This window comes from Acidimicrobiales bacterium (assembly GCA_036399815.1).
Classification (GTDB): domain Bacteria; phylum Actinomycetota; class Acidimicrobiia; order Acidimicrobiales; family DASWMK01; genus DASWMK01.
In genome coordinates this window covers 1-18,328 of sequence record DASWMK010000088.1, presented here as the reverse complement: position 1 = coordinate 18,328, position 18,328 = coordinate 1, and the positions used below count along the sequence as shown (strand labels likewise).

The following is an 18,328-nucleotide window of genomic DNA, read 5'->3' as shown; positions in this document are numbered from 1 at the left end:
GTCAGCGGATGAGCCGCTGCACGCTCAGCGGGAACTCGATGGCCCGGTCGGGGTCGGGCGACATGGTGAGCTGGCCGCTCCCCGTCACCTTGAGGCGCCAGGTGATGAACTGGGCCTTGGCCTGCACCTGGTTGCCGCTCCCGGAGTAGGTGAACTCGGCGTTGGGGGTGAAGAACACGCCGTCGATGGTCAGCGCCGAGCCGCCGGACATGCCGTGGGCCAACGTGGAGGCCGACCACAGGGCGAGGTCCTCGAACGGCCCCGACGGCTGGGACCGGCTGGTCCCCGGCGCCGTCCAGGTCAGCGAGCCGTTGCCGCCGGTGAGGCTGGTCGACCCGTTGGCCAGGTAGACGAAGGTGTTGTCGAACACGAGGTTGCCGCCGGCCACCCGCTCCACCCCGCCGCTGCGCACGTAGGCGAAGGCGTGGTTGGCCGACGACGACGTGATGCACACGGTCGTCTGGCAGGCGGCCGGGAGCGTCCCGGTGTTGGCGACGTTCATCTTGAACGTCCCGCTCGAGCCGACCTTGATGGCGCCGTCGAACACGACGTTGCCGCCCTTGAACGTCAAGATGCCCTTGACGTCGAGGGAGCAGTTGACCCACCAGTTCCCGACGGGCACCTCGACGGTCGTCCCGGGACCGATGCTGCAGCCGTAGGTGGCCTTGTAGTCCTGGTAGCCCGGGGGCTTCCCGCTGGTGCCGATCGCGGCGGTCAACGTGTCGATGTAGGCCTGGCGCTGGCCGGCCAGCGGGCAGGGCCGCAGCACGAGCGCGCCGTAGTCGACCTTGCAGTTGAACCGCCAGTCGACCTGGGTGCGGCCGGTGCGCCGGGACGTGCCGAGCGGGGCCGGGGCCACCGTCCTCGCGGCCACGTCGGAAGGGTCGCAGGCGTGGTCGGTGATGTTGCAGTTCGTCTGGCGGAGCGCGTACAGGGCGATGATGCCGGGCGACCCGGACGCCACCCCCTCGGCGACGATCGTGCTGCCCGCTCCCTGGGCGTCGGTGCCGTAGTTCCCGCCCGTGCACTGGCTGGCGTCGGTGTCGACCGCGATGTAGCCGGGATGGGTCCCCGAGGACCGCACGAGGACCGAGCCGCCACCGTTGGCGATCAGCGCCCCGCACCCGGTCCGGTCGAGGATCAGCAGGGCGATCGGGAAGCGGGCGTCGTAGCTGGTCGTCGCCACCGCCACGCTGTGCACATCGGTGGTCGTCGAGTCGAGGCCGAAGGCCTCCCCGAAGGCCAGCGCCCGCTCCCGCACGACCCGCACCCCGATGCGGCCGCACGGCTGGCCGTCGATCTCGTCGAGGGCCTGCGCCACGTCGCCGCCCACCCGCTCGGAGTCCATCATCGGGTCGCCGTCGGGCACGGGGTAGCGGATGGTGACCGTGTAGGCCCCGGCCCGGCCGACGACGTCCCTCGGCACCCCGAGGCAGGCCCCGGTGAAGCTGTTGCACGGCGGCGTCGTGCGGACCGGCGTGGCGTCCGGCCGGTTCTGGAGGAAGTAGGTCCACACCTCCTGGCAGGCCTGGGGGCCCATCGGCACACCGGCCACCGGGTCCTGGTTGAGGACGGCCACGCCGGCGAGGGCGGCGGCGTCGGCGGCGGCCCGGTCGGCGGCCCGGTCGTGGCGCAGGGCGGCGATGTCGATGACGAGGCCGGCCAGCACCAGCAGGCCGACCATGGCGGCCGCGAAGAGCACGGTGATCGCGCCCCGGTCGCCGGCCGCCCGGCGCCGTCGCATCACAGCTCGGACGCCTCGAAGCGGACGACGGAGCGGGACCGCAGGGTGACGTTGCGGGTGAACACGAGGGCCTGGATCTCGGTGGTGCGCTCGAGGACGACCTGGACCCGGCGGACGCTGTTCGGCTGCCCGTCGGAGTAGCAGGGGGTCGTGCCGTACGTGACGGTGCCGGTCGAGGACAGCCGGCGGCTCGCCGTCCTGTCCGTCGGCGTGAGGCCGGACGGGTAGACGTAGGCGACGCAGATCGTGCGGCCGGGCGTCCCGCTGTCGAGCTCGCCCTCGGCGCTGGCCACGGCCACGCCGGCGACGCTGTCGAGCCAGGCGTTCATGCCCATGCCGGCCACCGGCACGGTGGCGCCGAAGCGGGCCGCCTCCCGGCCGCCGTTGGTGATGGCCAGCTTGCGGTTGTAGGCGATGCCCCCGGTGAACACGCCGAGCATCAGGATCATGAACACGGGCAGGATGAGGGCGAACTCCACCACCACTGCGCCTCGTTGCCGGTCAGCGACGCCGACCTTCGCCATGTCGCCTCACCCCCGGGCTGCCATCGTCGCTTCCACGATCGGCGCCGAGGGTCAGGGTCTTTAGGACTACGCCGGCCGAGCCCCCGACCGGACGGGCCAGTGGTAGGGCAGGTCGTCGGGCTCGTCGGGCCAGCGGGGCCCGTACCAGTCGGGGTCCTTGCGGACGAGCGCGGACCGGTGGGAGCGGTGGACCCGGTCGTCGCCCCACCAGGCCGGCATGGCCCCCGCCGCGGCCAGCTCGGGCTGCGTGCGCACCCGGTCGACGCCGACCTCGGCCCGCAGCTTGGCCGACACCGTGTCGGCCCCGCCCCGCCGCACCCACTCCTCGCACATGGCGAGCCCGTAGGCGACGAGCGCCTCCTCGTGGCCCCGCCACATGAGCACGGCCGGGTGGTGCCGCCAGCCGTACCCGGGCACGGTCAGCGCCCGCAGGATCTGGAGCACCTCGACCCGCTGCTTGCCGAGCCGCCGGCGATCGAGGGCGGCCGCCGTCTCGGCGAAGTCCTCGCACGGGACGAAGGTCTGCACGGCCGCTGGCGCTACCCACCCGGGCGCGGGACGACCCCTCACCGGGGAGGGGTCGTCGCGGGTCGGGCCGGCCGGCGGGCCGGCGGGTCAGTCGCTCGGGTGGACGTCGACCAGCTTGCGGTTGCGGCGGCTGGCGAACTTCACGACGCCGTCGGCCGTGGCGAACAGCGTGTCGTCGCCGCCCCGCCCCACGTTCTCGCCGGGGTGGAACTTCGTGCCCCGCTGGCGGACGATGATGGCGCCGGCCCGCACCCGGCCGCCGTCGAACACCTTCACGCCGAGGCGCTTGCTGGCGGAGTCGCGCCCGTTGCGGGTGGACCCGCCGCCCTTGGTCTTGGACATCGCTAACCCCTCGTGTTGCCGGTGATCTCGATGGTCGAGTAGCGCTGCCGGTGGCCCCACCGCCGGCGCTGGCGCGTCTTGTTCTTGTACGTGAACCCGACGACCTTGGGCCCCTTCGCCTCGCCCACCACCCGGGCCGAGACGGTGGCGCCGCCGGCGTCGGGGCCGGCGAGCACGGTGTCGCCGTCGACGACGAGCAGCGGCTCGAAGCGGACCTCCCCGTCGTCGCCGGGCTGGAGGCGCTCGACGTCGAGCCGCTCGCCCTCGGCGACGCGGTACTGCTTCCCGCCGGTGCGGATCACTGCGTACATAGGGCGTCCACGCTACCAAACGGCGGCGTCGGTCCGGCAGCCCGGTCCGGCGCCGTCAGCCCAGCAGGTCGCCGTCGAGGACGATCCCCCGGCCGTTGCAGTGCGGGCACACGGCCGACACCGACTCGAGGAGGCCCTCGCCGATCCGCTTCCTCGTCATCTCCACGAGGCCGAGCTCGGAGATGTCGAACACCTGGGTGCGGGTCTTGTCCCTGGCCAGCGCCTCCCGGAACACCCGGATGACCTCCTCCCGGTTCTCCCGCACCTCCATGTCGATGAAGTCGATGACGATGATCCCGCCGATGTCGCGGAGGCGCAGCTGGCGGGCGATCTCGACGGCCGCCTCCAGGTTGTTCCGGTAGACGGTCTCCTCGAGGCTCGACGTGCCCACGTTCTTGCCGGTGTTGACGTCGATGACCGTCAGCGCCTCGGTGTGCTCGATGATCAGCGAGCCGCCCGACGGCAGCCACACCTTGCGGTCGAGGGCCTTGTGCAGCTGCTCGTGGACGTGGAACCGCTCGAACAGGGGCAGCGGCTCGACGGTCGGGTCGTAGAACTGGACGCGGTCGGCGAGGGCCGGGCTGATGCCGGCGACGTAGCCCCGGACCGCCTCGTGGAGCCCGGCGTCGTCGATGACCACCCCGCGGTACTCGCTGTTGAACTCCTCCCGGATGGCCCGGACGGCCATGTCCGGCTCCCGGTAGAGCAGCGAGGGGGCGGAGGACCGCTTGGCCTTGGCCTCGATGTCCCGCCACTGGGCGAGCAGGCGGGCGACGTCCCCTTCGATCTCGTCGGCGGCGACCCCCTCCGCGGCGGTCCGCACGATGATCCCGTGGCCGGCCGGGCGGACCCGGTCGAGGATGGCCCGCAGGCGCTTGCGCTCGTCGTCGGGCAGGCGCTTCGAGATGCCGTAGGTCGAGCTGCCCGGGATGAGCACGACGAACCGGCCGGGCAGCGAGACCTCCTGGGTGAGGCGGGCGCCCTTCGACCCGATCGGGTTCTTCGTGACCTGGCACAGGATCGTCTGGCGGGGCCGCAGCAGGTGCTCGATCTTGGCGTTGCCCTTCTCCTCGACGTCCTCGGGGTCGTAGTGGACGTCGCCCCGGTAGAGCACGGCGTTCTTCGGCGTGCCGATGTCGACGAACGCGGCCTCCATGCCGGGCAGCACGTTCTGGACCTTGCCGAGGTAGATGTTGCCGTGGATCTGGGCGGCGTCGTCGGCCGGCCGGGACACGTAGTGCTCGATCAGGGCCCGGCCCTCGAGGACGGCGATCTGGGTGACGTCGGGCCGGACGTGCACGCACATCAGGTAGCGGCCGACCGGCTTGCCCTTGCGCTCCCTGGCCCGGACCCGCTCGGCGGCCTCGGCCTCCTCGGCGGCGGCCACCTCGTCGGCCGTCCGGCCCGCGCCCCGGCCTCGACCGCCGCGCCGGCGCCGGCGGCGGGACGGCCCGTCGTCGGCCGGCCCGGGCGACGCGGCCGGGGCCGCCTGCTCGGCCCTGCCGGCGCTCCGGCCACCGCCGGCGCCGTTGCCGTTGCCGTCGCCGTTGCCCGACGACGGCCGGGCCGCGGGCGGCGGGGGCGGCAGCGTGTCGCCGATGCGGGGCCGGCGGCGGACCAGCGCCCGCTCGGCCGCCTCCGGGTCGCGGGGGCGGCCCTCCTGGTGGCGGTCGGGCAGGTCGTCGGGGAGGCGCTCGTCGCCCGGGCGGGGCGGCGGGGGCACGGCGGCGCCGGGCGCGTCGGCCGCCTCGACGTCGACGTCGTCGTCCTCGGTGTCGTCGGCCTCGACGTCGGTGTCGACGCCGGCACCGGGCGCGCCGCTGCGGCGCCGGTTGCGGCCGCCCCGCTTGCCGCGGCGGCGCTTCTTGCGCGGGGTGCCGTCGCCGTCGGGGCCGGCGCCGGCCTGGTCGGGTGCGCCCTCAGCGCCCCCGGCGGTGGTGGTCGGTGCAGGCGCAGGCAGTGCGGGTGCCGGCTGCTCCGCAGGGTCGGACATCGGGCAGGTCCCTTCTCATACGCACACGCCTCGCGCGTGCGGAGCGGACGTCGCGTCCTGCGGGAGCGGGAGGGGCTCCCGGCGAGCGCCGTCGTGCTCGATCCACTGGTGCGTCCTGCGGACCCGTCCCTCCTCGTGGCCGGGCCCGGGGAAGGCGACGGCGACGAGCTCGGAGGGGCGCAGGGCGCGCGGTTGGGTGCCGAGCTCGGCCTCGAGCTCGACCCCGCGGTCGGTCGGGCCGATCACGGCCAGCGACCGCAGGTGGGGCCGGAGGTCGTCGGTGCCCTCCTGGCCCTTCCGCGAACGGGTCAGCGGCAGCGACGGGGCGTCGAGGGCGGCGCGCGCCAGCGCCTCCGCCTCCTCGGGGCCCACGCCGACCACCTCGACCCGCCACGTGCAGCTGGTGACCGCCTGTTGGAGGGAGGCGGCCCGGCGGTCGACCTCGGCGGCCGCCTGCACGTCCATGCCGACCGGGAGGGCGGCGGACAGGAGCGGCGGCAGTGCGTCGAGGTCGACGTCCGCCCCGCCGGCCCCTTCGGCCAGGTCGACGTCGAGGTACTCCCCGAGCGACTCGTGGCCGGTGGACAGGGCCAGCCCGAAGTGGACCTTCGGGCGGGGCGAGAAGCCCTCGGTGAGGGCGATCGGGAGGCGGGCCCGCCGGAGGGCCCGCTCCCACACCCGGGCGACGTCGCGGTGGCTGATGTACCGGACCTTGCCCAGCTTGGTGAACCGGAGGCGGACCCTCACCGGGCCCCGGCCTCCACCCGGTCGGGTCGGCGGGGCAGCAGGGTGACGGGGGCCAGCCCGCCCCGGCCGAGGTCCTGGCCGGTGCCCTGGCTGCCGCCGGCGGGCGGCGTGGCCGACGCCACGACGTGCTCGATGCCGTAGCCGGTGCAGGCGCCGCAGTCGTAGCAGGGGGTCCACCGGCAGTCGGGCAGGCCGTGCTCGGCCAGCGCGTCCTGCCAGTCCTGCCAGAGGAAGTCCTTGTGGAGCCCGGCCGACAGGTGGTCCCAGGGGAGCACCTCGTCCTCGGTGCGGTGGCGGTGGACGTACCAGTCGACCGACAGGCCGTGCTCGGCCATGGCCGACAGCCACAGGTCGACCCGGAACCGCTCGCTCCACTCCTGGAACGTGCCGCCCCGGCGCCACACCGACTCGATGACCGGCCCGAGGCGGCGGTCGCCCCGGCTGGCGATGCCCTCGGCGAGGGTCGCCTTCGGGTCGTGCCACTTGAGCTGCACGGCCTTGTCCCGGCGGAGGTCGTCGCGCAGCAGGTTGACCTTGCGGGCCAGCTCCTCGACCGTGTCCTGGCCGAACCACTGGAACGGCGTGAACGGCTTGGGCACGAACCCGCCGAGCGAGACGGTCGCGCTCGCGCCCCGCTGGTGCTCGCGGCCGATGCGGACGACGTTGCGGGCCAGCTCGGCGATGCCGAGCGTGTCGTCGTCGGTCTCGGTCGGCAGGCCGGTGAGGAAGTACAGCTTCACCCGCCGCCAGCCCTGGGAGTAGGCGGAGGCGACCGCGCCGTACAGGTCCTCCTCGGTGATCAGCTTGTTGATGACCTGGCGCATCCGCCACGTGCCGGCCTCGGGCGCGAACGTGAGGCCGGTGCGGCGGGCCTTCTGGATCTCGGCGGCGATGCCGACCGTGAAGGCGTCGACCCGCAGGCTCGGGAGCGACACCGACACCGGGCCGCCGCAGGCCGCCTCGTCGTTCACGGTGTCGGCCACCACCCGCTCGATGCCGCTGAAGTCCGCCGTCGACAGCGACGTGAGGGCCACCTCGTCGTAGCCCGTGCGCTGGAGGCCCTCGCGGACCATGGTCCGCACCTGCTCGGCCGGCCGCTCCCGCACCGGGCGGGTGATCATCCCGGCCTGGCAGAACCGGCAGCCCCGGGTGCAGCCCCTGAACACCTCGACGTTCAGCCGGTCGTGGACGACCTCGGTCAGCGGGACCAGCTGGCGGCGGGGGTAGGGCCAGTCGGCCAGGTCGGCGACCGTGCGCTTCTCGACCCGCTCGGGCACGTCCGGGTAGCGGGGGGTGACGGCCACGAGGCGCTCGCCGTCGTACTCGACGTCGTACATGGACGGCACGTACACGCCGGGCACCGAGGCCAGGTGGCGCAGCACCCGCTCCCGGGAGCCGGCGGTGCGCCCGCCCGCCTTCCACTCCCGCACGACCTCGGTGATCTCGGCCACCACCTCCTCGCCGTCGCCCAGCACGACGAGGTCGAGGAAGTCGGCGAGGGGCTCGGGGTTGTAGGTGCAGTGCCCGCCGGCGACGACGAGCGGGTGCTCGGGCCCGCGGTCGGCGGCCCGCACCGGCACGCCGGCCAGGTCGATGCAGTTGAGGACGTTCGTGTAGGTGAGCTCGGCCGACAGGTTGAAGGCCAGCAGGTCGAAGTCGCCGGCGGCCCGGTGGGTGTCGACGGAGAACAGGGGCAGGCGCCGCTCCCTGAGCAGGGCCTCGAGGTCCACCCAGGGGGCGTAGGACCGCTCGGCGACGGCGTCGTCCCGCTCGTTCAGGATCTCGTAGAGGATCTGGAGGCCCTGGTTGGGCAGCCCGATCTCGTAGGTGTCCGGGTAGACGAGCAGCCAGGCCACCTTGTGCCCGTCGTGCACCGGGGTGACGGCGCCGTCCTCGCAGCCGATGTAGCGGGCCGGCTTCTGCACCTTGGCGAGCAGCGGCTCGATGTGCGGCCAGAGCGAGGACATGATCCCGCGAATTGTACAGGCCGTGCAGGAACCGCCCGGGGGGAGGCGGCCCCGGCCGGCGCCGACGACGAGCGGGCCGCCTCCCGGACGGCCCGCCGCTCACCGGCCGGCGTGCAGGCGCTGGTTGAGCCGCGCCGCCTGGCGGGTCTGGTGGTCGCGCTCGGCGAGGCTCGGCGCGTGGCGGGCGGCGTCGGCGTAGAGGCGGGCGGCGAGCTCGAGGTCGCCGTTGCGCTCGTGGAGGTACGCGGCGACCGCGGTTCGGCGGGGCACGTGCTCGTCGACCTCGGCCAGGGCGGCCAGCCCCGCCGGCGCGCCGTCCGCCTCGCCGACGGCGACCGCCCGGTTGAGCCGGACGACCGGCGTGTCGGCGAACCGGAGGAGCTCGTCGTACCAGCCGACGATCTGGGGCCAGTCGGTCTCCTCGACCCGGGGCGCGTCGGCGTGGAGGGCGGCGATCGCCGCCTGGGCCTGGTACTCGCCGAGCCGGTCGCGGGCCAGCGCCGCCTGGACGACGGCGATGCCCTCGGCGATGAGCCCCGTGTCCCACCGGCTGCGGTCCTGCTCGGCCAGCGGGACGATGCTGCCGTCCGGTCGGGTCCGGCTCGGGCGGCGGGCGTGGTGCAGCAGCATCAGGGCGAGCAGCCCCTGCACCTCGGGGTCGTCGACCAGGGCGGCCAGCTGCCGGGTCAGCCGGATGGCCTCGGCGGCGAGGTCCACGTCGCCCGAATAGCCCTCGTTGAACACGAGGTAGAGCACCCGCATCACCGTCCGCACGTCACCCGGACGGTCGAGCCCGGCGCGGCCGACGGTGCGCTTGGCCCGGCTGATCCGCTGGGCCATCGTCGGCTCGGGCACGAGGTACGCCCGGGCGATCTGGCGGGTGGTGAGCCCGCCGACGGCCCGGAGGGTGAGCGCCACCGCCGACGACGGCGTGAGGTCCGGGTGGGCGCACAGGAAGTAGAGGCGCAGGGTGTCGTCGGCGCTCGGGACGGCGCCGGCCGGCGGGGCCGTGTCGACCCGCACCTCCCGGTCGCGGCGGGCCGTGTCGGAGCGGACCATGTCGAGGAAGGCCCGCCAGGCGACGGTCACGAGCCACCCGGTGGGGTCGGCGGGCGGGTCGTCCCCCCACGCGGCGACGGCCCGGACGAGCGCCTCCTGCACGGCGTCCTCGGCGGTCGCGAAGTCCGCACCGCGACCGACGAGGACCCCCAGCACCCGCGGGACGAGCTCGCGCAGCTCGACGTCCCCGACGGTCACGGCGTGTCGGTGTGCCCCGGGGCCAGGAACGGCCGCAGCTCGAGCCACTCGTGGATCGGCTCGCCGCCGGCCCCCGGTGCCGACGACAGCTCCCCGGCGATCTCGAGCGCCCGCTCGTAGCTGTCGACGTCGATGACCATCCACCCGGCGATCAGGTCCTTCGTCTCGGCGAACGGGCCGTCGGTGACCGGCGGCCGGCCCTCGCCGTCGGAGCGGACCCACACGCCGTCGGGCGACAGCGCCTGGCTGTCGACGAACTCGCCGGTGCCCTCGAGCCGGGCGGCGAGGTCGTTCATGAACCGGACGTGGGCATCGACCTCGTCGGGCCGCCACCGGTCCATCGGCACGTCGTTGACCGCCGCCGGGGCGCCCCGGTAGTGCTTGAGCAACAGGTACTTCGCCATGGTGTCCTCCTCGTCGGGCACCGGCCCTGCCGGCCGGTCGCGCCCCTGGGACGGAGCAGGCCCCCGGTTCTCGACATCCTCGCCGGGATTCTCTCCCGCCGACCGGCTTGGACGGGTCAGGCGAAGCGGCGCATGTGCACGTTCAGGACCAGGCCGAGGGCGGCGAAGTCGGTGATCGTGGACGAGCCGCCGTAGCTCATGAACGGCAGCGGGATGCCGGTGATCGGCATGATCCCCATCGTCATCCCGACGTTCTGGAACACCTGGAAGGTCAGGAAGGCCAGGACGCCGACGCAGATCAGGGTGCCGTAGAAGTCCCGGGCCAGCTGGGCCGTTCGCCACGTCCGCCACATGAGGAGGGCGAACAGGAGCAGCAGGAGGGCCGAGCCGACGAAGCCCAGCTCCTCCCCGACCACCGTGAAGATGAAGTCGGTGTGCTGCTCGGGGACGTAGTCGCCCTTGGTCTGGGCGCCGTCGAACAGGCCGGCCCCGAGCAGGCCGCCGGCGCCGATGGCGATCTTCGACTGGGCCAGGTTGTAGGTCGACGCCTGGAGGTCGGCCTCCTGGTCGAGGAAGGCGGTCAGGCGGTCGCGCTGGTAGTCCTCGAGGTTGCCGGAGTTGAGGACGGCGATCACGCCGCTGACCCCGATCAGGGTCAGGGCCAGGATGTGGCGGACGCGCACCCCGGCCACGAGCAGCACGCCCATCACGATGGCGACGAGGACGATGGCCGTGCCGAGGTCGGGCTGGAGCATGATCAGCCCGAACGGGATGGCGGACAGGCCGAGCAGGGCGGTCAGCCGGCGGACGTCGATCTCGCCCTTGTAGGACGCGGCGAGCGCGGCGAGGCCGAGGATCAGCGCCAGCTTGGCGAGCTCGGACGGCTGGAGCTGGAAGGCGCCGATCTGGAACCAGGCCTGGGTGCCCTTCCTGGCCGACCCGAGCGGGGTCAGCACGGCGAGGAGCAGGACCATGACGGCGGCGAAGATCGGGATCGTGAAGTCCCGGATCTTGCGGTAGTCGACGACCGCGCAGACGGCCATCACGACGACGCCGATGCCGACGAACAGCAGCTGCTTGGTGGCGAGCTCGGTGTCGTAGGGCGGCACCGGGCCCCTCGTGGCGCTGTAGACCATCACCGCGCCGAGGAGCGACACGGCCAGCGTGCAGAACACGAGGGTGGCGTCCACGTGCCGCCAGGCGGACGCCGGGTTGCGCCGCATGGTGCCGAGCCCGGCACCGGTCCGGGGTGCGTAGGCCGTCGCCACTACTCGACCCCTCCGGTGACGCCGTGGAGGCCGGGCGGCTGGGGCTCGAACACCGGCGGCGGGGCCAGCACGCCGCCCTCCGGGGCCGGCGGGACGGGCCCGAACGCGTTCGACAGGAAGTCGAACACCCGGCGGACGGCGGGGGCGGCGACGTCGCCGCCGAAGCCGGCCTGCTCGAGCACGGCGGTGACGACGTAGCGGGGGCCCGTCACAGGGCCGAAGCCGACGAACAGGGCGGTGTCCTCCTGGGGCAGCTCGGTGATCGGGTCGATGCTCTTCACCTGGGCGGTGCCGGTCTTGCCGGCGACCGAGAACACGTCCTGCGGGAACCCGGTGAAGGCCGCGTAGGCCGTGCCGTCGGGGTCGCTCGTGACGCCGGCGAGGCCCCGCAGGATGGCCTCGTAGTGGTCCCTCGGGATGTCGAGCTGGCGCACCTCGCGGGGCTCGATCTCCCTCGACACCTCGTCGCTGCCCGGCTCGAGGACGGCGTCGGCCACGTTCGGCGCGTACACCGTGCCGCCGTTGGCGAACGAGGCGTAGGCGTTGGTCAGCTGGAGCGGGGTGGCGAGCAGGTCACCCTGGCCGATGGCGAGGTTCATGCTGTTGCCGGTGCGCCACTCCCCCTCCTTGTAGATGGCGGGGTTGTCCCGGAACACGGGGTCGGGGACGAGGCCCTCCTCCTCGCCGGCCAGCGGCACGCCGGTCTCCTCGCCGAAGCCGAACTCGCGGGCGGCGGCCTGCATCGGGTCGCCGTAGCGGTCCCTGCCCTCCCAGAAGTAGGCGCCGATGTCGAAGAAGAACAGGTCGCTCGACACGGTGAGGGCCCTGGCCACGTCGACCGTGCCGTAGGACCGGCCCCCGGCGTTGTGGCGGAGGCAGGTGGACGGGTCGGCGGCCTGGCAGAAGCGGATCTCGTACTCGCCGTCGTCGTAGAACGTGAACCCGGGGTCGATCCGGCCCGTCTTCAGGGCGGCGTAGGCGGTGATCATCTTGAACGTCGACCCGACCGCGTACTGGCCCTGGAGGGCCCGGTTGGTGAGGGGGTTGCGGGCCTCGGGGGCCTGGAGCGCGGCCCACTCCTCGTCGGTGACGCCGTCGACGAACTGGAGCGGGTCGTAGGTCGGCAGCGAGGCCATGGCGATGATGTCGCCGTTGCGGGGGTCCTCGACGACCATCGACCCGGCCGGCGCCGGGAACAGGCGGTCGGTGTCGGCCGAGCGGAGCGAGCGGGCGTGGACGAGCGCGTCCTGGAGGGCCTGCTCGACCTGGTACTGGACGTCGATGTCGATGCTCAGCCGCACGTCGTGCCCCGGCACGGGCGGGTCGTAGTCGAGGGTGCCGAGCACGTTGCCGTCGGAGTCGACCGACAGCACCCGCCGCCCCGGCGTGCCCCGCAGGTCGGCCTCGTAGGTGGCCTCGACGCCGGTCTTGCCGATCGTGTCGTTGGTCAGGTAGCCGTCGCCCTCGTGGGCCTCGAGCTCGGCCTCGGTGATGCGGCCGACCGTGCCGAGCACGTGGGCGGCCAGCATCCCGTAGGGGTAGATGCGCAGGGTCCGCTGCTCGGCGCTCACCGCCGGGAACTCCCGGTCCCGCTCCTGCAGGTAGGTGACGACCATCTCGGGGACGTCGACGGCGATCGGCACGGGCTCGAACGGTCCGTACTCGGGGTCGTCGAGCCGCTCCTCGATCGTCGACACGGGCACGTCGAGCACGTCGGCCAGCCGGGCCTTCACGGCGTCCTGGTCGTCGACCTCGGCCCACTCCTGGCGGTCGACGACGACGACGGTCGAGATGCGGTTGTCGACGACCACCTTGCCGTTGCGGTCGACGATCTTCCCGCGGGGCGCCGGCTCGTAGACGGTGCGGCGGAGGTTGGCCTGGGCGGCCACCTCGTAGGTCGGCGCCGTCATCACCTGGAGGAACCAGAGCCGCGAGAAGAGGCTGGCGAACAGGCTGACCACGACGATGGCGAGGATGCCGAGGCGCAGGCGCGGCGTGTCCCCGCCGGTCCGGAACGTCGAGCTCACCTGGCGAAGACCTTGGTGCGGACGGGGTCGGCCATCGCCCATCGCAGCACGCCGACGGCGGGCACGGCGAGCACGAGGTTCACGAGGCCCACGACCCCCATGATGGTCGGCAGGCGGGCCGACACCATGGATTCCTGGCCGACGACGGCGCCGAGCAGGGCGTAGAGGGCGACGCCCGCGGCCGAGGCCAGCCCGACGGTGACGGCCGGCAGCCAGCGGGTGCTGCGCACGGCCGACGTGCCGGCCTGGAGGCTGCCGACCCCGTAGGCGACGAGGCAGTAGGCGAGCGCCGTCAGGCCGAACGGGGTGGTGAGGAGCAGGTCGTAGGCGATGCCGGCGAAGAAGGCCACGACTGCGCCCCGGTCGGGCCCGCCGGCCACCGCCGCGGACATGGCGACGAGCAGCATCAGGTCCGCCATCACCCCGAGCGGGCGCACCTCGGTGACGACGCCCATCTGGACGATCAGCGCGGTCAGCAGCACGAGGCCGACGCGGGCGAGGGTCGTCACTCGGGCGCCTCCCACAGGAGCACCTTCACGAACGTCACCTGGTCCATGTCCGCCGCCGGCTCGACCTCGAGCCGCTGCTCGAGCCCGTCGGGGGCGAGCGAGATGCGCGACACCCGCCCGACCGGCAGGTCCTGGGGGAACAGGCTCGGCAGCTCGCCGCCGAGGCCGCTCGTGGTGACGGCGTCGCCCTCCCGGATGTGGGTGTCCTTCGGGATGCCGAAGTCGACGACGAGCGGGTTGCCGTCGCCGGTGCCGGTGGCGAGGCCCGTCTCCTGCGACGGCGCCACCCGGACGCCGACCTTGAACGACGGGTCGGTCACGAGCAGCACGACCGAGCGGTGGGGCGCGGCCTGCACGACCCGCCCGATGAGCCCGGCGCCGGTGATGACCGGCATGTCGGCCTGCACGCCGTCGTCGGAACCGCGGTCGATCTCGATGGTGTGCTCGAAGTTCGACGGCGAGCCGGTCACCACCCGGGCGCTGACGGTCGGCAGGTCGCCCACCCAGGGCAGGTTCTCCTGGGCCAGCAGCTCCTGGAGCTGCTCGCGGGCGGCGTCGTCGGAGATCGTCTCCCCGTCCCGCTCGGCCAGCAGCTGGCGCAGCTCGTCGTTCTCCCGCTTCACGTCGTCGTACTCGGTGATCCCGTGCCAGGCGTCGCCCACCGGCTCGGTCACGTGGTGGGCGGCCGACTCGATCGGGGCGAACGCGGTGTTGGCCAGCTCCCGCGCCCCCTCGATGACGTCCGAGCCCTGGCCGCGGAAGTCGAGGGTGAGGACGGTCACCGAGGTCAGGACCAGGAGCAGCAAGGTGAAGCGGGAGCGCCCGGTGCGCCGGGTGGAAAGGGCCACGGGCCGGCGACTAGTGGCTGCTGGACGAGAACAGCACGCCCTTGAGGGCCTCGAACTCCTCGAGCGACTGGCCCGACCCGATGGCCACGGCGTGGAGCGGGTTGCGGGCGATGAGGATCGGCATGCCGGTCTCGTGGGACAGGCGGGCGTCGAGCCCGTGCAGGAGCGCGCCGCCCCCGGCGAGCACGATGCCCTGCTCCATGATGTCGGCGGCCAGCTCCGGCGGCGTCTTGTCCAGGGTGACCTTCACGGCGTCGACGATGGCCGAGACCGGCTCCTCGATCGCCTCCCGGATCTCCTGGGTCGAGGTGACGATCGTCTTCGGCAGCCCGGTCACGAGGTCCCGGCCGCGGATCTCGGCGTGCAGCTCCTCCTGGAGCGGCCACGCGGAGCCCAGCGCGATCTTCACCTCCTCCGCCGTGCGCTCGCCGAGGGCGAGGCTGTACTCCTTCTTGATGAACTGGATGATGGCCTCGTCCAGCTCGTCGCCGCCGACCCGCACCGACTGGCTGGCGACGATGCCGCCGAGGGAGATGACCGCCACCTCGGTGGTCCCGCCGCCGATGTCGACGATCATGTTGCCGGTCGGCTCCTGCACCGGCAGGCCGGCACCGATCGCCGCGGCCATCGGCTCCTCGATGATGTAGGCCGGCTTGCGGGCGCCCGCGTACTCGGCGGCCTCCTGCACGGCCCGCTGCTCCACGCCGGTGATCCCCGACGGGACGCAGATGACCATGCGGGGCTTCACCCACCGGCGCTGGTGCACCTTGTGGATGAAGTAGCGGAGCATCTTCTCGCAGATCTCGAAGTCGGCGATCACGCCGTCCTTCAGCGGGCGGATGGCCTGGATGTGGTTCGGCGTGCGGCCGATCATCCGCTTCGCCTCGAGGCCGACGGCGAGCGGGCGGCCGTCCTTCACGTTCACGGCGACGACGGACGGCTCGTTGAGGACGATCCCCCGCCCCCGGACGTAGACCAGGGTGTTCGCCGTACCCAGGTCGACCGCCATGTCGCGGCCCATGATGGACGAGAGGAGACTGTCGGACATACGGGGGCCTTACTGCTCGAACGGGCGGTGGGCGGAAGCGTAGGGCCGGCCTCGCCGGAGCCACAAGGAGCCCGGGCGCGGCCGAGAGGCGACGTCGTGGTCTGGCGGAAGTGTACCGGCCGTCACGGGACCGTCACAGTCGCTCGGCCCCGCGTGGTGGACGGGGCGTCAGTGAAGATCCGGGAAGAAGATCCCGATCTCGCGCTCGGCCGACTCGGGGCCGTCGCTGCCGTGCACGAGGTTCTCGGTGAGGAGGATGCCGAAGTCGCCGCGGATGGTGCCGGGGGCGGCGTCGCGGGGGTTGGTCGACCCCATCAGGGTCCGCACCACCTTCCACGTGTCCTCGGGGCCCTCGACGACCATGAGCAGGGCCGGGCCACGCGTGATGAAGTCGACCAGCTCGCCGAAGAACGGCTTCTCCCGGTGCTCCTCGTAGTGCCGGCCGGCGGTCGCCTCGTCGATCGTGCGCAGCTCGGCGGCGGCGAGGCGCAGGCCCTTGCGCTCGAGCCGGCCGACGATCTCGCCCACGAGCCCCCGCTCGACGGCGTCGGGCTTGCAGATCACCAGGGTGCGGTCCATGGGCGGGGCAGGCTAGTGGCGGTGCCCGACGACCCCGTCTACGCCCACGGTCACGACGACGCCGTCCTGCGCTCGCACCGCCGGCGCACGGCCGCCGACTCGGCCGCCCACCTGGTCCCCCACCTGCGCCCGGGGATGTCGCTCCTCGACGTCGGCTGCGGGCCGGGGACCGTCACCGCCGGCCTCGCCCGGCTCGTCGCTCCCGGCCGGGTGGTCGGCATCGACCCCGAGCCCCGCGTGCTCGACGAGGCCCGCTCGCAGGCGCCGGGCGTCGACTTCGTGGCCGCCGACCTGGCCGGCTTCGACCCGGGCGGCGAGCGCTTCGACGTCGTCCACGCCCACCAGGTCCTCCACCACCTGGCCGACCCGGTGGCTGCCCTCCGCACGATGGCCGGGCTGGCCGTGCCCGGCGGGCTGGTGGCGGCCAGGGAGGCCGACTGGGCGGCGATGACCTGGTGGCCGGCCGACCCCCGCCTCGACCGCTGGCTGGCGCTGTTCCGGCACGTCCTCCCGGCCGACGGGCTCGACGCCGGCCGCCGGCTGCTCGCCTGGGCGCTCGACGCCGGCCTGGAGGACGTCCGCTACACGACCTCGTCGTGGACGTTCGCCACGCCCGAGGACCGGGCCTGGTGGGGCGAGACCTGGGCCGAGCGCACGACGGGGTCGGGGCTCGCCGAGCGGGCCGTCGCCGACGGGCTGGCGACGGCGGACGAGCTGGCCGACGTGGCCGCCGGCTGGCGGGCCTGGGCCGCCGACCCCGGCGCCGTGTTCGTGGTCCTCCACGGCGAGGTCATCGCCCGGGCCCCAGCCCGCTGAACCAGGCCGTGCGGGCCTCGCCGACGACGTAGAGCGAGCCGGTGACGAGGACGACGTCGTCCTCCCCGGCCGCGTCGAGCGCCGTGCGCAGGGCGTCGGCGACGTCCTTGGCCACCACGGCGTCGACGCCCATGGCCTCGGCGACGGCGGCCACCTCGCCGGCCGGGCGGGCCCTCGCCCAGTCCGGGGCGCAGGCGACGACGAGGCCGGCCCGGTCGGCGTCGAGCGCGGTCAGCATCTCCTCGGGGTCGCGCCCCCGGTTCATGCCGACCACGAGGATGCGGTCGCCGCGCACGGTGAAGTCGTCGGCCAGCGTGCCGGCCGCCGCCCTCGCCCCGTCGGGGTTGTGGGCGCCGTCGAGCACGACGAGGGGGCGGCGGGCGACGACCTCGAAGCGGCCGGGCACGGTGACCCCGTCGAACGCCTCGGCGACCACGTCGGCCGGGACGGGCCGGTCGAAGAAGGCCTCGACGGCGGCGACGGCCAGCGCGGCGTTGTCGCCCTGGTGGGCGCCGTGGACCGGGAGGAACACGTCCTCCAGCAGGGAGGACGGGGTGCGGATGGTGACCACCCGCCCGCCCAGGCCGACGAGGTTGTCCTCGCAGGCGAAGTCCACCTCCCGCTCCCACACGCCGGCCGCCCCCGCCTCCCGGAAGATCGGCACCAGCGCCGGGTCGGTCTCCCCCAGCACCAGCCACGAGCCGGGCTTGACGATCCCGGCCTTCTCCCTGGCGATCGCCTCCTTCGTCGGCCCCGCGTACTCGGTGTGGTCGAGGCCGACGTTGGTGACGACGGCGACGGCGGCGTCGGCCACGTTGGTGGCGTCCCACCGCCCGAGCAGGCCGACCTCCGAGACGGCGACGTCGACGGCCACGTCGGCGAAGAACGCGTAGGCCGCGGCCGTCAGGATCTCGAAGAACGTCGGCTGCACGCCGGCCACGTCCTCGACCCCGGCGACGGTGGCGACGGCGGCGGCGAAGGCGAGGTCGTCGAGGGGCTCGCCGTTCCAGGCGATGCGCTCGTTGATGCGCTCGAGGTGCGGGCTCGTGTAGGTGCCGACGGCCAGGCCGCTCGCCCGCAGCAGCGCGGTGATCATCCTCGCCGTCGAGCCCTTCCCGTTGGTCCCCGTGAGGTGGACGACCGGGTAGTTGCGCTGGGGGTCGCCGAGGGCGTGGACGAGGGCCCGCATGCGGTCGAGGTTGGGCGCGGGCACGCCGCCCTGGCGCCCCGCCTCGAGGTTGATGTGACGGTCCAGGTAGGCGAGCGCGGCGTCGAGCTCGGCCACGGGCGGGACCGGCGTCAGACGAGCGTCAGGGTGATGTGGCGGGGGACGCCGTCGACCACCTCGGGCTCGGCCGCCGGGACCTCGACGGCGAGGAGGCGGCTGGCGGCGCCGGCGGCCAGCGAGGCCCGCTC

General features: G+C 73.8%; 18 protein-coding genes. 1 reads left to right on the top strand and 17 read right to left on the bottom strand.

Translation table 11 applies throughout. The features are described 5' to 3' along the window. Position 1: 1 nt before the first annotated feature. The 16 genes from VGB14_06445 to ndk form a co-directional block, all read right to left on the bottom strand. On the bottom strand, positions 2–1,744 hold the full coding sequence (locus VGB14_06445; protein HEX9992547.1) for a pilus assembly protein TadG-related protein: 1,743 nt from the start codon (positions 1,742–1,744) through the stop codon (positions 2–4). After that, positions 1,744–2,223 (bottom strand): TadE/TadG family type IV pilus assembly protein, encoded by a 480-nt coding sequence (locus VGB14_06440; GenBank protein ID HEX9992546.1) that lies wholly within the window; start codon positions 2,221–2,223, stop codon positions 1,744–1,746. Before VGB14_06440 ends, VGB14_06445 begins: the two co-directional genes overlap by 1 nt. Positions 2,224–2,334: 111 nt before the next feature. Next, entirely contained in the window at positions 2,335–2,796 is a 462-nt protein-coding gene (locus VGB14_06435; GenBank protein ID HEX9992545.1) for an MSMEG_6728 family protein, read from the bottom strand. An 87-nt stretch (positions 2,797–2,883) separates the two neighbouring features. Next, positions 2,884–3,138 (bottom strand): 50S ribosomal protein L27, encoded by a 255-nt coding sequence (rpmA, locus tag VGB14_06430; GenBank protein HEX9992544.1) that lies wholly within the window; start codon positions 3,136–3,138, stop codon positions 2,884–2,886. A gap of 2 nt (positions 3,139–3,140) precedes the next feature. After that, positions 3,141–3,449 (bottom strand): 50S ribosomal protein L21, encoded by a 309-nt coding sequence (gene rplU / locus VGB14_06425; protein HEX9992543.1) that lies wholly within the window; start codon positions 3,447–3,449, stop codon positions 3,141–3,143. Positions 3,450–3,504: 55 nt separating this feature from the next. Next, the gene (locus tag VGB14_06420) at positions 3,505–5,442 is read right to left on the bottom strand and encodes an Rne/Rng family ribonuclease (GenBank protein HEX9992542.1); all 1,938 of its coding nucleotides are present in this window, start codon (positions 5,440–5,442) and stop codon (positions 3,505–3,507) included. 15 nt (positions 5,443–5,457) lie between these two features. Then, positions 5,458–6,189, bottom strand: a complete 732-nt coding sequence (locus tag VGB14_06415; protein ID HEX9992541.1) for a TIGR03936 family radical SAM-associated protein — start codon at positions 6,187–6,189, stop codon at positions 5,458–5,460. Further along, positions 6,186–8,156, bottom strand: coding sequence for a TIGR03960 family B12-binding radical SAM protein (locus VGB14_06410; protein ID HEX9992540.1), 1,971 nt, complete (start codon positions 8,154–8,156; stop codon positions 6,186–6,188). The genes VGB14_06415 and VGB14_06410 overlap by 4 nt, the downstream gene beginning before the upstream one ends. A 99-nt stretch (positions 8,157–8,255) precedes the next feature. Beyond that, complete coding sequence (locus tag VGB14_06405; GenBank protein HEX9992539.1) at positions 8,256–9,413, bottom strand: DUF6596 domain-containing protein; 1,158 nt, start codon at positions 9,411–9,413, stop codon at positions 8,256–8,258. Continuing rightward, entirely contained in the window at positions 9,410–9,817 is a 408-nt protein-coding gene (locus VGB14_06400) for a YciI family protein (protein ID HEX9992538.1), read from the bottom strand. Before VGB14_06400 ends, VGB14_06405 begins: the two co-directional genes overlap by 4 nt. A 116-nt stretch (positions 9,818–9,933) precedes the next feature. After that, on the bottom strand, positions 9,934–11,085 hold the full coding sequence (gene rodA, locus VGB14_06395; GenBank protein ID HEX9992537.1) for a rod shape-determining protein RodA: 1,152 nt from the start codon (positions 11,083–11,085) through the stop codon (positions 9,934–9,936). After that, positions 11,085–13,112 carry a penicillin-binding protein 2 gene (mrdA, locus tag VGB14_06390; protein ID HEX9992536.1) on the bottom strand — a complete coding sequence of 676 codons (2,028 nt, stop codon included), beginning with the start codon at positions 13,110–13,112 and terminating at the stop codon, positions 11,085–11,087. Before mrdA ends, rodA begins: the two co-directional genes overlap by 1 nt. Then, positions 13,109–13,621 (bottom strand): rod shape-determining protein MreD, encoded by a 513-nt coding sequence (mreD, locus tag VGB14_06385; GenBank protein ID HEX9992535.1) that lies wholly within the window; start codon positions 13,619–13,621, stop codon positions 13,109–13,111. The genes mrdA and mreD overlap by 4 nt, the downstream gene beginning before the upstream one ends. After that, the gene (gene mreC, locus VGB14_06380) at positions 13,618–14,469 is read right to left on the bottom strand and encodes a rod shape-determining protein MreC (protein HEX9992534.1); all 852 of its coding nucleotides are present in this window, start codon (positions 14,467–14,469) and stop codon (positions 13,618–13,620) included. The genes mreD and mreC overlap by 4 nt, the downstream gene beginning before the upstream one ends. Positions 14,470–14,479: 10 nt before the next feature. Beyond that, positions 14,480–15,517 carry a rod shape-determining protein gene (locus VGB14_06375; protein HEX9992533.1) on the bottom strand — a complete coding sequence of 346 codons (1,038 nt, stop codon included), beginning with the start codon at positions 15,515–15,517 and terminating at the stop codon, positions 14,480–14,482. A 168-nt stretch (positions 15,518–15,685) separates the two neighbouring features. Then, on the bottom strand, positions 15,686–16,096 hold the full coding sequence (ndk, locus tag VGB14_06370; protein HEX9992532.1) for a nucleoside-diphosphate kinase: 411 nt from the start codon (positions 16,094–16,096) through the stop codon (positions 15,686–15,688). 21 nt (positions 16,097–16,117) lie between these two features. Here ndk and VGB14_06365 point away from each other — a divergent pair, with 21 nt between their 5' ends. Then, a complete protein-coding gene (locus tag VGB14_06365; GenBank protein HEX9992531.1) occupies positions 16,118–16,912 on the top strand; it encodes a methyltransferase domain-containing protein in 795 nt (264 codons plus the stop codon). On the opposite strand, the gene VGB14_06360 is transcribed toward VGB14_06365, so the two are convergent. Beyond that, positions 16,887–18,197 carry a Mur ligase family protein gene (locus tag VGB14_06360; protein ID HEX9992530.1) on the bottom strand — a complete coding sequence of 437 codons (1,311 nt, stop codon included), beginning with the start codon at positions 18,195–18,197 and terminating at the stop codon, positions 16,887–16,889. The two genes, VGB14_06365 and VGB14_06360, sit on opposite strands and share 26 nt — an antisense overlap. Positions 18,198–18,328 lie beyond the last annotated feature (131 nt).

Excerpts from the sequence above, each read along its gene's own strand:
- VGB14_06445 (HEX9992547.1), bottom strand. The coding sequence starts at position 1,744 with ATGCGACGGCGCCGGGCGGCCGGCGACCGGGGCGCGATCACCGTGCTC.
- rpmA (HEX9992544.1), bottom strand. The coding sequence starts at position 3,138 with ATGTCCAAGACCAAGGGCGGCGGGTCCACCCGCAACGGGCGCGACTCC.
- rplU (HEX9992543.1), bottom strand. The coding sequence starts at position 3,449 with ATGTACGCAGTGATCCGCACCGGCGGGAAGCAGTACCGCGTCGCCGAG.
- VGB14_06420 (HEX9992542.1), bottom strand. The coding sequence starts at position 5,442 with ATGTCCGACCCTGCGGAGCAGCCGGCACCCGCACTGCCTGCGCCTGCA.
- VGB14_06410 (HEX9992540.1), bottom strand. The coding sequence starts at position 8,156 with ATGTCCTCGCTCTGGCCGCACATCGAGCCGCTGCTCGCCAAGGTGCAG.
- VGB14_06400 (HEX9992538.1), bottom strand. The coding sequence starts at position 9,817 with ATGGCGAAGTACCTGTTGCTCAAGCACTACCGGGGCGCCCCGGCGGCG.
- VGB14_06375 (HEX9992533.1), bottom strand. The coding sequence starts at position 15,517 with ATGTCCGACAGTCTCCTCTCGTCCATCATGGGCCGCGACATGGCGGTC.
- ndk (HEX9992532.1), bottom strand. The coding sequence starts at position 16,096 with ATGGACCGCACCCTGGTGATCTGCAAGCCCGACGCCGTCGAGCGGGGG.